Source organism: Limnobaculum zhutongyuii, from assembly GCF_004295645.1.
GTDB classification, from domain to species: Bacteria; Pseudomonadota; Gammaproteobacteria; order Enterobacterales; family Enterobacteriaceae; genus Limnobaculum; species Limnobaculum zhutongyuii.
Window position 1 is genome coordinate 3,437,467 of record NZ_CP034752.1, and the last position, 16,219, is coordinate 3,453,685.

The window sequence follows — 16,219 nt, forward strand, 5'->3', positions numbered from 1 at the left end:
GAAGTAACCCCATTATACCCACTCTGGCTTTATCGGCATGCTTTTATTCATCGCCTCACCCGGATTGAGAAAATCGTTTCATCGTGTTATTTCTGTCAGCCTATTGGATGATTGTCAGGGAACGCTATGGAACTGGATGCATGAATACGCTTACCGCAACACTTACCAAATACCTGCTCTTCCCTTACCGTCAACCGGATAAAGCCGCGTTAAATCGCTATCTGCAAAACAAAACTATTTTGATTACCGGTGCCAGCTATGGCATCGGTGAAGCAGTGGCAGAGATGCTGGCGGACTGTCAGATTCGGTTAATTCTGGTTGCCCGCACCGCAGAAAAGCTACAGCAAATTCAGCAACGGTTGGCATCCAAATCCGTTGACTGTCATATTTTTGCCTGCGATCTGACCAATGAAGAACAATGCTCCGAACTGCTCAATCAATTACAACAGTTGGGCGATATCGATATTTTTATTAACAATGCGGGGAAATCTATCTGCCGTCCACTGATGGATTCACTGGACAGGCTACATGATTTTCAACGCACTATCCGCCTGAATTATCTTGCTCCGGTTCAGCTTTGCCTCGGTTTGATCCCTCTGCTGAAGAAAACTCGGGGGCAAATTGTCAATGTATCAGCCCTGAATGTGCTACTGGCACCAACCCCTTACTGGGCCGCTTATCAGGCCTCAAAAACCGCATTTGATCAGTGGCTACGCTGTGCGGAACCGGAATTGAAACTGGCAAAGATAGCGGTCTCTTCCATTTATTTTCCGCTGGTTAACACCCGCATGATCGCACCGGTTTATGCTGATAAACCGGTGCCTGCACTGTCAGTTGAGCAAGCGGTAGAAATTATCTGCCGGACTCTGCTCACTCGCAAATCCTGTATTCGCCCCTGGTGGAGTCTGTTGGCTCAACTGGCCTCAGTGACCTTCCATCAGCTATGGGCTGGCTGCTGTCGTTACTATTTAAAGCGTAAATCTGATGAATAAGTTTAAATTACTGCGTAATACCGGTTTATTATCGTTTAAAGGTATATCCGCGCTGATAGCCTCAATCAGAACTAACGGTATTAGTTTGATGGCGCTATCAGGCTATAGCGCCCAACGTTACCCCGAACGCAGAGCGGTTCAGGATGAAAATCAATCGTTAAGCTATCAACAGCTGTACCAACAGTCCCGGGCGGTAGCCGGTTTACTGATGACACAACATCAGGTTGCGTCGGGTCGGCAGGTGGCGATTATTTGTCGTAATCATGCTTCTCTGCTTAAAACACTGTTTGCCAGCTCCGCTACCGGTGCAGATATTTGTTTAATTAACAGCGAAATCAGCTCTCAGCAGTTAGCCGCATTGATTCATCGGCGTCAGTTTCATTTAATTATTCACGACCCTGAACTGTTTCCTGTCATTCAACAGGCGGGCTATCATGGGCAATGCTTACCCGTCAGCCATCATTCAGCGCCATCCATTGAGTCCTATAGCCAAATGTCCGTCAGACCGATGGGCAAAATCACTTATGGTCCGGGAAAAATTGTGGTACTGACCGGCGGCACCAGCGGTGAATTTAAATCAGCGGTGCGCAAGCCCTCACTGTTTGCCTTTATTAATCCATTGATGGCGCTATTGGATAAGTTAAAACTACATCAGTACCGCTCTTTATATATCGCTACGCCGATTTACCATGGCTTTGGTCTGGCAACACTCTGTATTGCCACCCTACTCGGTTCCACTATCTATCTGACTCGCCGTTTTGAAGCACAACAAGCGGCAGAGCTGATAAATCAGCAACAGATAGAAGTGGTCACGCTGGTTCCGTTGATGCTAAGCCGTATGCTACATCGCTATCCAACACGCTTAACATCGTTGCACTGTATTATTTCTGGCGGAGCGGCTCTGCCGCCAACGCTGGTGAGCGAAACGCAAACGCTACTGGGTAAACGGCTCTTTAACCTGTACGGCACGTCAGAAGCGGGGGTCTGTACCATCGCTACGCCAGACGATCTGGCCAGTGCAACGGACACCATTGGATTACCTATTGATGGCTTAACGCTCTGTCTGCGCGATGTCTCCACGGGTCAGTTGATCACCGGTGATAACACCGTTGGCTTATTGCAGGTTCAATGTAGCTGGGCAGCTCAACAAACGGATGATTTGGTCACAACCGGTGATTTAGCCTTTCGCGACACCAATGGCTACTACTTCCTCAGCGGCCGGAGCGATGACATGATTGTTTCTGGAGGTGAGAATATCTATCCCATTGAGCTGGAAAAAGTTCTGGCTGAAAACCCGTTGGTCAGGGAGTGCGTAGTAATGGGTATTGAAGATAAGGAGTTTGGTCAGCGGTTAAAAGCATTTGTCGTTAGCCAATCTGACGGAGAGATTGATACTCAGGCGTTAATTCAGTGGCTAAAACCACGCGTTGCCCGCTACCAAATGCCGGTCAGTATTGAGTTGATTGAGGAAATCCCACTAACAGCAGTAGGCAAACCTGATACCAGGAAACTAAATAACTTATCATGCTAACAATTTACGATAAAAACCGGCGATAACCATCAATAAAGCAGCAAAAGTATCAAACAGGCGTGATTGTCTGGTTTATGTCATAATGCCCTTCGATTTGCCTATTACAGAAGAGAAACTGGATTGAAAACTGATTTATCCGCGATGGGTTTACGTACCCTGCTAATGCTGGCCTCAGTGGTAATTATTCTATCCGGTATCAAGGCAGCCTCCCAGATCGTGGTTCCCTTTTTGCTGGCACTTTTCCTGTCCATTGTTCTCTACCCTCTGGTACGAATAATGGCTCGCTGGCGTATACCGTCCGTACTTTCGGTATTAATCATTATTGTTGCCATTGTGATAGGCATGTTTATGACCGCCAGCCTGTTGGGCTCTTCGCTGAATGAATTTACCCGTACCTTGCCTCAATATCGTGCGCCAATTAGCGAACACTTACGTACTTTTCAGGCCTACACCGCGCAGGTAAACATTCATATATCTAATGAAGAGCTGATGCAGTATTTCGATCCCAGTGCGCTGGTAGGTTTTATTACCCGTATGCTGTCCGGTTTTTCCGGCATGATGACCAATATCTTTTTACTGTTAATGACCGTGGTCTTTATGCTGCTGGAAGTTCAAACCCTTCCCGGCAAACTGGGGAAAGCGCTGAATAATCCACAGCAGGGAATGTTGGGAATTCAGGCCGCTCTGGATAGCATCAGCCGTTATATGACCATCAAGACCGCCATCAGCCTTGCAACCGGGCTGGTCATTTGGTTATTCCTCTCCGTGCTTAATGTTAAATACGCCATGCTTTGGGGCGTGCTGGGCTTTTTGCTGAACTATATTCCTAATATTGGTTCCGTGATTGCAGCCGTTCCACCGGTGTTACAAACCCTGCTGTTTAGTGGGCTATCCGATGCGCTGGTAGTGACCGCCTGTTTTATCGTAGTGAATATTCTGATTGGTAATGTCATTGAGCCACGCGTTATGGGGCGAGGACTGGGCTTATCTACCTTAGTGGTTTTCCTCTCGTTAATATTTTGGGGCTGGCTATTAGGGCCTGTGGGAATGCTACTTTCCGTTCCCCTAACCATAGTGGCAAAAATCATGCTGGAAGCCACCCCGTCAGGACAACGGCTGGCGATTATGCTGGGAGATGGTAAGTAAACACTCACCTGTCATTGCCCCATTAAACATGCGTCGGGCCCAACCCGGCGCCTCACCTTTCATTACCACCGGCACTCAATATTGTTCCTGATTACCGTGGCTCACTCTCTTCGCCTATCCCATTAATAGCCCCACCGATCTTTACAAATGTTAACCAAATGTTGTGAAATATTTGTGTTATCTTTAATACAACCAAGCAGCACTTCAAAAATAACGACTGGCAGATGCCAGCAATATCGGTCATTAATGGAGGAGCTATGTCATCTGATCTACGTCAACAGAGCCTTGACACCCTAACGGTCGGCCAACAGAAATATCACTATTACAGCCTGTCAAAAGCCGCCACTCAGCTAGGCAATATCGAACGCCTGCCTAAATCTCTTAAAGTTTTATTAGAAAATCTGCTGCGCTTTATCGACGGCGACACGGTACAGGAAGCCGATCTGGCTGAACTGGTTAAGTGGCTGGAAAGCGGTCATGCGGATCGTGAAATCGCCTATCGTCCGGCGCGAGTATTAATGCAGGATTTTACCGGCGTTCCGGCCATTGTCGATCTGGCCGCCATGCGGGAAGCCGTTCACCGGCTTGGAGGAGATGCCAGTAAAGTCAATCCTCTCTCGCCCGCCGACCTGGTCATTGACCACTCGGTCACCGTGGATGATTACGCTAATGCACAAGCTTTTACCACCAACGTGATGCTGGAAATGCAGCGCAACCACGAGCGATATGCCTTCCTGCGTTGGGGACAAAAAGCCTTCAGTCGATTCCGTGTGGTACCACCGGGAACCGGAATTTGTCATCAGGTCAACCTCGAGTATTTAGGGCAAACCGTCTGGCAGGAACAGCAGGATGACAAACTGATGGTCTATCCGGATACGTTGGTAGGTACTGACTCCCATACCACCATGATTAACGGACTGGGCATTCTGGGCTGGGGCGTTGGCGGTATTGAAGCTGAAGCCGCCATGCTGGGCCAGCCAGTTTCAATGCTAATCCCCGATGTGGTTGGTTTCAAAATGACCGGACAACTACGGGAGGGCATTACCGCTACCGACCTGGTATTGACCGTAACCCAAATGCTGCGCCAGCATGGTGTAGTGGGCAAATTTGTTGAGTTCTACGGCGATGGTCTGGCTCGTCTGACGCTGGCGGATCGTGCCACCATCGGGAATATGTCACCGGAATTTGGTGCGACCTGCGGTTTCTTCCCGGTTGATGAAGAGACGCTGCGTTATATGCGCTTGTCTGGCCGCGCGGAACAGCAAATTGCACTGGTTGAAGCCTACTGTAAAGCGCAGGGACTATGGCGTTATCCCGGTGATGAACCCATATTTACCAGCACCCTGTCGCTGGATTTATCCACGGTAGAAGCCAGTCTGGCGGGTCCTAAACGCCCTCAGGACCGTGTCACATTGGGCAATGTTAAACAGGCTTTTGAAGCCTACACTCAACTGGACACTACCGCGCGGACACCCCGTGTCGAGCAGGTGCCTGTCACTCTGGAAGAGAATAAGCACTTTGCTCTGAAACAGGGAGCGGTAGCTATCGCCGCTATCACATCCTGTACTAACACATCCAACCCCGGTGTGATGCTGGCAGCCGGGCTTCTGGCTAAAAAAGCCGTGGAGAAAGGCTTACAGCGTCAGCCATGTGTTAAATCTTCACTGGCACCTGGTTCTAAAGTGGTTACTGACTATTTGAATGCCGCCGGGTTAACCCCCTACCTGGAAACTCTGGGATTCAACCTGGTTGGCTATGGTTGTACCACCTGCATTGGTAACTCCGGTCCGTTGCTGGCACCAATTGAAGAGGCTATCAAACAAGGGGACTTAACCGTTGGAGCCGTACTCTCCGGTAACCGTAACTTTGAAGGCCGGATTCATCCACTGGTAAAAACGAACTGGCTGGCCTCACCTCCGCTGGTCGTCGCTTATGCGCTGGCGGGGAATATGAACATTGATTTATCTCAGGATCCGCTGGGGCATGATAAGCAGGGAAATCCCGTTTATCTGAAAGATATTTGGCCTTCTTCTCATGAAATCGCTCAGGCGGTTGAAGGCGTTACCGCAGCCATGTACCGCAAAGAGTATGCGGAAGTATTTGATGGTGACGAAGAGTGGCAATCCATCAAAATTGAAGCATCACAAACCTATCACTGGCAGGAAGATTCCACCTATATCCGCCATCCTCCTTTCTTTACTACCATGCAGGCTCAACCAGAAGCGGTACAGGATATTCATGATGCCCGTATTCTGGCACTGCTGGGGGATTCCGTCACCACAGACCATATTTCTCCGGCCGGCAATATTAAGGCCAATAGTCCGGCGGGAATCTATCTCAACAATCATGGTATCGAAGCTAAAGATTTTAACTCTTATGGCTCGCGCAGGGGTAATCACGAAGTGATGATGCGCGGTACCTTTGCCAATATCCGTATTCGTAACGAAATGGTGCCTGGTGTTGAAGGTGGCTTTACCCGTTATGTTCCAACTAAAGAGACCCTGCCCATTTATGATGCCGCAATGCGTTACCAGCAAGACAAGGTACCGCTGGCGGTTATCGTCGGTAAAGAGTATGGCTCTGGCTCCAGTCGCGACTGGGCAGCAAAAGGACCGATGCTGCTGGGCGTCCGCGTAGTGATTGCCGAATCGTTTGAACGTATCCACCGTTCTAATCTGATTGGTATGGGTATTTTACCGCTGGAGTTCGCACCGGGAGTCACTCGCAAATCGCTTGGTTTAACCGGTGATGAAACCATTACCGTTACCGGTTTAGCTACCCTGCAACCGGGGCAAACCGTCACTGTGGTTATCACACATGCCGATGGTCACCATGACATCATCAATACCCGCTGCCGTATTGATACCGGTAATGAACTGACCTATTACCAAAACGGCGGGATTTTGCATTATGTCATTAGGAAAATGCTGTAACCACAAAATCTGAAAGTACTACGAGCAACATCCATGCTGCTCGTAGTACTGACAAACCGAATAAATTAGTGACAATGTATATTCCGACCGTAATAACACGGTGCTTATATCTGCACCGGGAACGGTCGGTAAACAATCTGTACTCAGCTACAGAGCTCGCCGGACCAATATCAGCGCTGGCCCGAAGGGTGAAACACCGCAAGGTGTTTCATAACTGCCCCTAACCCGGCCAGGCCTAGCGCACTCCACAGCCAGGTGTAACGGTCTTCCGGCCGAGTACATAGGTGATATGTGCAATACCGTATTTACGGTCGGAATATACGCGGACGCTGATTGATTAAATTCACCAAATCTCCAATAACCACCACGCTTTAAAGTCAATTAAATTCAAAAAAATCCTACTTATAAATTTCCATTTTTTATCAATCACTAAATAAAACAACAAAACAGCCACATTACAGACAGCACCGGCACAGCAGGCTGATTTTACTGAAATAGCGTAATCATAATTTTGAAACGATGTTTCATATTTACAAACAAAATATAATTTGTATGACTCAGATCACAGCTAACCACCATCATAATTAGCTAGGATTGCACCAACTAAAACAGAGCTGCGAAACGGAACCAGAACAAATAAAAAAACAATAAATCATTAATTATCAATAATATGATTTATTTTGAAAATTAAATATCGCAGAAACCGTTAAAGAATTTCATTAACTTTTAATTATTGGAACCAACAACGCCATAAGGAGCCAACTACTCTTAACCAGAATCTATTAACTAATAGCAAAGATAAATCAGGCAGATATAAACCCTGACTAAAACAGGGATATTTTTCTGAACTTGTCTTAAAAGAGCAGTCGCAACTACTTAAATTAATAACATCAAGCTACACAATAATTGATACTGTCGTTATTGCGTGGTCACAGGATACTTTTTGGTTTATTCAGCAACGATATCAATCACACGCTTATCGTTATTGAAAATAACTTACTGACTAGGTGGAAATAATATGAAAATCAAACAGGCAATTGACAAAATCCCTGGCGGATTGATGCTGGTTCCTCTGTTCTTAGGCGCTATTTGCCATACTCTGTCTCCTGGCGCGGGTAAATATTTTGGTTCATTCACTAACGGTTTAATCACCGGTACCGTACCAATTCTGGCGGTTTGGTTCTTCTGTATGGGTGCATCCATTCAGTTGAGCGCAACGGGTACGGTATTACGTAAATCGGGTACGCTGGTTATTACTAAAATTGCTACCGCCTGGGTGGTTGCCGCCATCGCATCACAAATCATTCCTGAACACGGCGTTGAAGTTGGGTTCTTCGCGGGTATGTCGACTCTGGCATTAGTTGCAGCGATGGACATGACTAACGGTGGCCTGTATGCCTCTATCATGCAGCAATACGGTTCAAAAGAAGAAGCCGGTGCATTCGTACTGATGTCTGTTGAATCCGGTCCGTTAATGACCATGATCATTCTGGGTACTGCCGGTATTGCCTCATTCGAACCTCAGGCTTTCGTTGGTGCCGTTCTGCCATTCCTGATCGGTTTTGCACTGGGTAACCTGGACCCTGAACTGCGTGAGTTCTTCAGCAAAGCGGTACATACCCTGATTCCATTCTTCGCCTTCGCACTGGGTAACACCATCAACCTGGGCGTTATTCTGGAAACCGGTCTGTTAGGTATTCTGTTAGGTGTAGGCGTTATTATTGTCACCGGTATCCCATTAATCATTGCCGATAAATTTATTGGTGGAGGTAACGGAACTGCGGGGGTTGCGGCCTCAAGTACCGCAGGGGCTGCGGTTGCCACACCGGTACTGATTGCAGAAATGCTGCCTCAATTCAAGCCAGTTGCTCCTGCTGCAACAGCACTGGTTGCGACTTCGGTTATCGTCACTTCAGTTCTGGTGCCAATTATTACCGCCATGTGGGCAAAACGTATGGGCCATAAAACGGCAGTGAAAGAACCTGAAACTGCTGGCGTCACCGACAAAGCTTAAGGTTTACACACTATCTACGTTGTTTTGAACTCTGGGTTATTTAATCAAGGATACGGGATAAGAAACATGAAAAAAATATTAGGTGCAGCACTGTTCTCATTGTTAATCAGCAGTACATGCTTTGCTCAAAATGCGGATGTCACAGCGGTAAATAATGCAGTCGAAACTATGCGTCAGGCGATGTTAAGTGCCAAAAAGGCCGAGCTGGAAAAAGTGGGAGCACCAAACCTCAGTTACGGTCACTCCAGCGGTCGGGTTGAGAACAACGCCGAGTTTGTTGATGCGATTGTTACCGGCAAATCCAGCTTCGTGACGCTAAACCTGAATGACCAAACGGTCGACGTAGAGGGTGATGTGGCTATTGTCCGACACATTTTTGAAGCCAAAACCAACGACAGCGGTAAGCCCGGTGAAGTGAAAATTGGCGTCATGCAGGTATGGAAAAAAGATAAAGCCGGTGACTGGAAACTGCTGGCTCGCCAGGCTTATAAGCTTCCACAACCACAATAAGCATGACAGGTGCCGCCATTGGTTTTAAATGGCGGCTACACTAACAGGATTGATTCCTGATAAAGACAGTGGATTAGCCTACCGCATGGCGGAGATAAGATAAATAATCCTTGTTATTCATTTTGTTAAAGAGGTTCTGATATGCAAGTTCGTCAAAGTATTCACAGCGATCACGCTAAAAAACTGGATACCACTGAACTACGCCGCGAATTCCTGATTGAAAAAATCTTTGAAGCGGACCAATACACCATGACTTACAGCCACATCGATCGCATCATCGTCGGTGGCATCATGCCGGTCAGCAAGAGCGTCACTATCGGTACTGAAGTGGGTAAACAATTAGGGGTTAGTTACTTCCTTGAGCGTCGTGAGTTTGGTGCGATTAATATCGGTGGTGCAGGCGTTATTACCGTTGACGGTACCCGTTATGAAGTCGGTAATGAAGAAGCTATCTATATTGGTAAAGGCGCAAAAGAAGTCATTTTCAACAGCGTTGATGCCGCTAAACCAGCTAAGTTCTACTATAACTGCGCACCGGCCCATATGGCTTATCCAACCAAGCTAATTACCCGTGCCGATGTGACTCCAATGACTGTAGGCAGCCCGGAAACCAGCAACCTGCGCACCATTAACAAATACCTGATCCCTGAAGTGGTAGAAACCTGTCAGTTAAGCATGGGCTTAACCAAACTGGCTGAAGGTAGCTTATGGAACACCATGCCAACTCACACTCATGAGCGCCGTATGGAAGCCTATTTCTACTTCAATATTGACGAAGAAAATGCCGTCTTCCACATGATGGGTCAACCACAAGAAACCCGTCATATTCTGGTACACAACGAACAGGCCGTCCTTTCACCAAGCTGGTCAATTCACTCCGGCGTGGGTACTAAAAACTATACCTTCATCTGGGGCATGATTGGTGAAAACCAAACCTACGATGATATGGACCATGTGAAGATCAAAGATATCCGTTAATTCATTCATCTGTTATCGGCCGGTGATACCGGCCGCTTTTATATCAAAATGGGCAACCCAAGGGCGGCCCACTAGGGAGATTTTGTCATGATTTTAGATTCTTTCAATTTGAAAGGTAAAGTAGCGATGGTGACCGGTTGTGATACCGGTTTGGGTCAGGGTATGGCATTAGGTCTGGCGCAAGCCGGCTGTGACATTGTTGGTGTAAACATCACTGAACCGACCGAAACTATCGAGAAAGTGAAAGCGCTGGGCCGTCGTTTCTTAAGCCTGACCGCAGACCTGAGCAGCATTGAATGTATCCCTAGCCTGCTGGAAAAAGCGCTGGCTGAGTACGGTAAAATCGATATTCTGGTCAACAACGCCGGTATTATCCGCCGTGAAGATGCTATCGATTTCACCGAAAAGAACTGGGACGATGTAATGAACCTCAACATCAAAACCGTATTCTTTATGTCTCAGGCGGTTGCTCGTCAATTTATCAAGCAAGGCCACGGCGGTAAAATCATCAATATCGCATCGATGCTCTCTTATCAGGGAGGGATTCGCGTTCCTTCTTACACTGCATCGAAAAGCGCAGTGATGGGAGTGACCCGTCTGTTAGCTAACGAGTGGGCAAAACACGGTATTAACGTTAATGCTATCGCTCCAGGCTATATGGCAACCAACAATACTCAGCAGTTACGTGCCGATGAAAGCCGTAGTGCAGAAATTCTGGACCGTATTCCGGCTGGCCGTTGGGGCTTACCTGACGACCTGATGGGCCCGGCGGTATTCCTGTCATCTCCTGCTTCTGACTATATTAATGGCTACACCATCGCCGTTGATGGCGGCTGGTTAGCGCGCTAAGTTCCACCTCCTCTCTGTAGGATTTTGGGGTGCTCCAGCACCCCTTTTTTATTGGCGGCTTTTATATTGTTTATTGCCCCTTTTCTCCTACCGTTTCGTCCCTTAAAATTCCCCACTATCTCTATTCAATCAGGTACAACGCTGAAATGATTATGCTAAGAAAAATTTTGTTATTGGCCTTGCTGCTGACAACCCCTGTCTTATGGCAAAACACACTGGCAACGGAGCAAGATGTTGGATCAGCGATGGAAAAACAGGCTACACCACAACAGCAAGTTATTGCGTTTTATCACTGGTACATGACCAATATTGAACGCCTGCCATCAGCAGAACCTGAAGATAAAAAGACCTTCGAGCAATATATCAGTCAGGAAACCCTTAACCTGTTGAATAAAATTAATAACAGTGAAGACCCATTAGATGCTGATTATTATCTCAGTGCTCAGGATTATGGTGATAATTGGGCCTCTGAGATCGAGGTATTACGTGAATCCATTGATGGCAATAGCGCAGAAGTGGACATCCATTTAGGGAAGACCAATGACATGGAGCAGACGTTATATATTTCTCTGCGGTTAGAGCATGGCGCATGGAAGATTTATCGTGTGCAGGACAGAGTGACTGACATTGATCTTTCGGCCTGGGATACGCCAAAGTAATTATTGTTGGTTATAAATTGATTTAGTAACAACACCTGTGCTGCCACAATACAACACTTCCACGCCTCAAAAGCACGATAATCAGGAAAATAACGATTATTGACCATTGGTTTATTTGGTTATTTTCCTAACGTTAACAGACTGAAATAATTATATAAATTCGATTGATTTACTAAAAATTGACCTGTTAGTGAACTTACAACACATTGTTATTAATAATAATAAAAATTAATTGCACTATTTTTTATATACACTGTCTGACCATCACAAAGCTAAACCGGATGAGCCAACCCGATACATCAACTTTATGAACAGACTCAAAGCGTTATCACAACAAAAAATATCTTTAATATTAGCTATTTATATTGGTATCTTTCTTAACCTTTCCGTATTTTACCGCCGCTTTAGCCACAGCTTAAGTTTTGATAAAGTCATCGAAGCCGCTACCGAAATTCTGGTTATTGTTCTTTTTACTTTTTTCCTTATGCGTCTGCTATCCCTTGGGGGGAAACTGTTTTATCGCATAACTGCCACCCTGTTTGTCTTAATATCCGTCGCGGCCAGCTACTACATGATCTTTTTCAACGTGGTTATTGGCTACGGTGTTGTCATATCCGTGCTCACTACCGATATGGATATGAATAAAGAGTCTATCGGCTGGCATTTGATTTTATGGATGGTATTGGTTAGCGCTCTGCCGTTGTTGCTCATCTGGAAAAATAATTTACGTCATACTCTGATGGAGCAGCTTAAAACCCCAGGCCAGCGCAGAAAACCATTAGCCATACTGCTGATAGCTGCGGTATTAGTATGGTTACCGCTTCACCTTCAAGGTTATGAGCAGAAAAGTGAAGAAATACAGTCTAATACGGACCTGCCAAGCTATGGTGGCGTAGTCGCTCACTCCTATCTTCCTTCTAACTGGCTGGCGGCACTTGGTTTGTTTGCCTATACCAAAGTAGAAGGCAGTCAGAATACTCAGGACCTGTTTGATCCTGCTAAACAATTTACCTATGTAGCTCCCGCGGATATCGATAACACCTATGTGGTGTTCATCATTGGGGAAACCACCCGCTGGGATCATATGGGTATGCTGGGCTATTATCGACAAACTACGCCAAAAATGGAGAAAGAAGAGAATCTCCTGATGTTCAAAGGCAAGTCTTGCGATACTGCGACTAAACTCTCCCTGCTTTGTATGTTTGTACGTGAAGGGGGTACTAAAGATAATGCCCAGCGTACATTACAAGAGAAAAATGTCTTTTCAGTAATGAAGTCTTTAGGATTTACCTCTGAGCTTTTCGCCATGCAAAGCGAACTGTGGTTCTATAACGATACCAACGTTAACGACTACCAGTTTCGTGAAACGATTGCCTCAGAGAAGCGTAACGATGGCAAACCTGTCGATGATATGCTGTTGGTCAATGAGTTACAGAAATCACTACAGCGCTACCCTGACGGTAAACACTTAGTGATACTGCATACTAAAGGTTCTCACTATCTCTACTCTCAACGTTATCCAGCCAGTTTTGCGCGCTATACACCTGAATGTATGGGCATTGACCGCTCATGTACCAAGGCGCAGTTGATTAACTCCTTTGATAACAGCGTGCTGTATGTTGATACCTTTATTGATAATGTGATTGATCAAATGCGGGATAAAAATGCGCTGGTGTTCTATGCCGCCGATCACGGTGAATCCATCAGTAATAATGCGCACTTCCACGCCACGCCAAGGGAAATGGCTCCGCCAGAACAGTTCCGCGTGCCCATTATGGTTTGGGCCTCAGACAGTTTTTTAAAACAGCCGGAACGTCATGATGCGTTCGAGAGGCTAAAAGCCAAACATCGGACAGGCGTGACGCTAAACCACAAAGAGATCTTTGACTCTATGCTTGGTTGTTTGGGCTATAGCTCGCCGAATGGCGGGATTAAGCAGGCAAATAACTGGTGTAGCAAGCCAGGGGCTTCTTAAGCGTTTTTGGGGTTTGTGGCATAAATACATCGGGTAGATATCGGTGTATGAAATTATCAGCTTTCGTGGATATTCCGGCCGGAATATCCACGGGAATAAAAACAAACAAAACGCTACTTAACCTCAACCATATCCTCGGTATTTCCACTCGTACTTTGCCCAGCGCCACTCAATACATCTTCTAATGCTTCCAGGGTTACACCTTTAGTTTCCGGCACGCGGGCGCGGATAAACACAAATCCAGCCATACAGATGACGCCGTACAGCAGGAAGCTGCCTGAAGCACCCAGACCGGCGTTGAGTAGCGGGAAAGTATAGGTAAGTAAGAAGCAGGCAATCCACAGTGAAAAGGTTCCTACCGCCATAGCCATACCGCGGATGCTGTTAGGGAAAATCTCTGACAGTAATACCCAGGTCACAGGGGCCAACGTCAGGGCATAAATTGCAATGGCTGCCAGCACCAGCAGCAGAACTGGTAATCCCAGAACGCCAAAGGCATAAGCACCGGCAATCAGTACATAAATAATGGTTAACCCGAGCGAACCAATCAGCATCAGTTTACGACGTCCTAATTTATCCACCAGCGGCAGCGCCAGAATAGTAAAGATCAGATTAATCAATCCGGTTGCTACGATAGATTTCAGGGTATCGTTAATATCAAATCCGGCGGAGGCAAAAATCTCCTGCGCATAGTTAAAGATAACGTTGATGCCGCACCATTGCTGGAACATTGCCAGCACAATACCAATAACAATGATGGGACGAACTTTAGGATTGAGTAGTTCACTTACCGGTACTTTCTGCGAATCACTTCCCAGAGTACGAAGAATATCATCCAGTGTGGTTTGCGCGTAATGTTGATTGCCAATGCGCTGTAACACGCCTCTGGCCTTCTCAACTTTACCTGCTTTTGCCAGCCAGCGCGGTGATTCAGGAACAAAAAACATCAGCACCAGAAAAGCCAACACTGGTACCAATTCCGCGCCAAACATCCAGCGCCAGCCGGTTTGACCATTCCAGCTTTGTAATAAATCAGCAGCCGTGGCGGAAGACTCTACCGGCTCAGCGATCATCAGATTAACCAATTGAGCCGCCAGTACGCCAATCACAATAGTAAGCTGGTTAACCGCCACGAACTTCCCGCGTTTATCTGCCGGGCTCACTTCTGCGATATACATCGGGCTCAAAGCAGAAGCCAGACCAATTCCCACGCCCCCCATAATGCGATAAAGAACAAACTCATCAAAGCTGCCTGCAATGGCGGTTCCCCATGATGAAACAGCAAACAGTATTGCCGCCAGAATCAAAGGACGCTTGCGCCCTAAGCGATCGGCACACCAGCCGGAAATCAGTGCGCCAAACACACAGCCTACCAGAGCGGAACTCATCACCCAGCCAGATTGAGCCGGATCGGTAATAGAAAAGTAAGCTTCATAGAACGGTTTCGCACCGCCAATAACTACCCAGTCATAGCCAAACAGCAAACCGCCACAGGCTGCCACCAGGCACATCATCCATATATATCCCATATTCAACTGATTTGTTGCGCTTGCCATATTCTTCCTCTCATTATTGGAAATCGGACAGCAGACTGGGGAAACTAATAAAGCTTCAAAACGCTATCAGTACCGCAATAAATATCACCTACGATTGCTGTCGATAAAATATTTAAAATCAGTGCACTACCAGCTAATTGATAAAACTGTTTTCATAAGTTCAACGCCTGTTGGGTTACACCTCCGGCTGGCTGATTAAGCGCATGGTTTGATGTAATGTCTCTCCCGGAGCCAGACGTTTAAGCCCTCCGCCCTGTGTCAGATTATGGGCATTCGCGGCATGACTCATGGGTTCAACACAGAAGTAATCAAACTGATATCCCTCATCAAAACAGGGGGCGGATACAAAAACGAAATAACAGGGTGTCGCAGGATCGGTCGTCATGGTGAGTGACCAGCGATGTTCCGGCCAATGAATCTGTGCCCGCCCATCCCATTGGGAAAATCCGTTATTTATCCAGCGACGTGGAAGTAATGCTGGCTGATTAAAATCAAGTTCTGCTGGCAATAGGGTCTGATGTTTACCCGCAAGCCATTGCGGGTCTTCCAGCCAGTATCCCCCGGCCTTAGCCTGTAGCGTGGTTTGCCCGGTTAATGGAAAATAGGGATGCCAACCCAATCCAAAAGGCAATGCCACTTCCCCCTGATTGGTAACACTCAGGCTAACCACCAGTGACGATCCCTGTAGTTCAAAACACTGACAGACCGTATAGCTGTAGATTTCTGAACGGTGTTGATACGCCAGCACCAGTCGTTCTTCACTTTGTTCCCGACATATCCACGGGTTTAACCAACCGTCGCCGTGCAGATAATGCGGATCCCACTCGGTATTCGGTGTCAGAGTGTAAGTTTCACCTTCAAAAGAAAAACTATTGCCTGTGACCCGATTGCCGAACGGTACCAGAGGAAAACAGCTGGATTGCCCGGCGTTACCTGTTGCCGCTCCCGGCCGCAGTAAAGGGATCTGACGCCCGTAGTGACAGCCATACAGCGCCTCAATCGCTCCTCCCATCGAAGAAACCTTCACTATCAGCGCCTCATTTGCCAGTGTAAAAAGCGTCATATCCATTCTCTGC

General features: G+C 46.9%; 12 protein-coding genes. 10 read left to right on the forward strand and 2 right to left on the reverse strand.

What is annotated here, in order from left to right; translation table 11 throughout:
• The first annotated feature begins 140 nt into the window (after positions 1–140).
• The 10 genes from EKN56_RS15320 (at position 141) to eptB (ending at position 13,587) form a co-directional block, all read left to right on the forward strand.
• On the forward strand, positions 141–992 hold the full coding sequence (locus tag EKN56_RS15320) for an SDR family NAD(P)-dependent oxidoreductase (RefSeq protein ID WP_130592586.1): 852 nt from the start codon (positions 141–143) through the stop codon (positions 990–992).
• Positions 985–2,523 carry an AMP-binding protein gene (locus tag EKN56_RS15325; RefSeq protein WP_130592587.1) on the forward strand — a complete coding sequence of 513 codons (1,539 nt, stop codon included), beginning with the start codon at positions 985–987 and terminating at the stop codon, positions 2,521–2,523. Before EKN56_RS15320 ends, EKN56_RS15325 begins: the two co-directional genes overlap by 8 nt.
• 141 nt (positions 2,524–2,664) lie before the next feature.
• On the forward strand, positions 2,665–3,669 hold the full coding sequence (locus EKN56_RS15330) for an AI-2E family transporter (protein WP_130593730.1): 1,005 nt from the start codon (positions 2,665–2,667) through the stop codon (positions 3,667–3,669).
• A gap of 257 nt (positions 3,670–3,926) precedes the next feature.
• Positions 3,927–6,602: an aconitate hydratase AcnA gene (gene acnA / locus EKN56_RS15335; protein ID WP_130592588.1), complete on the forward strand. Its 2,676-nt coding sequence runs from the start codon at positions 3,927–3,929 to the stop codon at positions 6,600–6,602.
• 1,018 nt (positions 6,603–7,620) lie between these two features.
• Entirely contained in the window at positions 7,621–8,616 is a 996-nt protein-coding gene (kdgT, locus tag EKN56_RS15340; protein ID WP_130592589.1) for a 2-keto-3-deoxygluconate transporter, read from the forward strand.
• A gap of 66 nt (positions 8,617–8,682) precedes the next feature.
• The gene (locus EKN56_RS15345) at positions 8,683–9,126 is read left to right on the forward strand and encodes a nuclear transport factor 2 family protein (RefSeq protein ID WP_130592590.1); all 444 of its coding nucleotides are present in this window, start codon (positions 8,683–8,685) and stop codon (positions 9,124–9,126) included.
• A 141-nt stretch (positions 9,127–9,267) separates the two neighbouring features.
• The gene (kduI, locus tag EKN56_RS15350; RefSeq protein ID WP_130592591.1) at positions 9,268–10,104 is read left to right on the forward strand and encodes a 5-dehydro-4-deoxy-D-glucuronate isomerase; all 837 of its coding nucleotides are present in this window, start codon (positions 9,268–9,270) and stop codon (positions 10,102–10,104) included.
• Positions 10,105–10,191: 87 nt separating this feature from the next.
• Positions 10,192–10,953 carry a 2-dehydro-3-deoxy-D-gluconate 5-dehydrogenase KduD gene (gene kduD, locus EKN56_RS15355; protein WP_130592592.1) on the forward strand — a complete coding sequence of 254 codons (762 nt, stop codon included), beginning with the start codon at positions 10,192–10,194 and terminating at the stop codon, positions 10,951–10,953.
• Positions 10,954–11,105: 152 nt separating this feature from the next.
• The gene (locus EKN56_RS15360) at positions 11,106–11,612 is read left to right on the forward strand and encodes a DUF3828 domain-containing protein (protein WP_168189670.1); all 507 of its coding nucleotides are present in this window, start codon (positions 11,106–11,108) and stop codon (positions 11,610–11,612) included.
• A 307-nt stretch (positions 11,613–11,919) separates the two neighbouring features.
• Positions 11,920–13,587 (forward strand): kdo(2)-lipid A phosphoethanolamine 7''-transferase, encoded by a 1,668-nt coding sequence (gene eptB, locus EKN56_RS15365; RefSeq protein ID WP_130592594.1) that lies wholly within the window; start codon positions 11,920–11,922, stop codon positions 13,585–13,587.
• 113 nt (positions 13,588–13,700) lie between these two features.
• On the opposite strand, the gene EKN56_RS15370 is transcribed toward eptB, so the two are convergent.
• Together EKN56_RS15370 and EKN56_RS15375 are read right to left on the reverse strand one after the other, a co-directional pair.
• The gene (locus EKN56_RS15370; protein ID WP_260676980.1) at positions 13,701–15,167 is read right to left on the reverse strand and encodes a sugar porter family MFS transporter; all 1,467 of its coding nucleotides are present in this window, start codon (positions 15,165–15,167) and stop codon (positions 13,701–13,703) included.
• Between the two features lie 151 nt (positions 15,168–15,318).
• A complete protein-coding gene (locus tag EKN56_RS15375; RefSeq protein ID WP_130592596.1) occupies positions 15,319–16,206 on the reverse strand; it encodes an aldose 1-epimerase in 888 nt (295 codons plus the stop codon).
• Between the last annotated feature and the right edge of the window lie 13 nt (positions 16,207–16,219).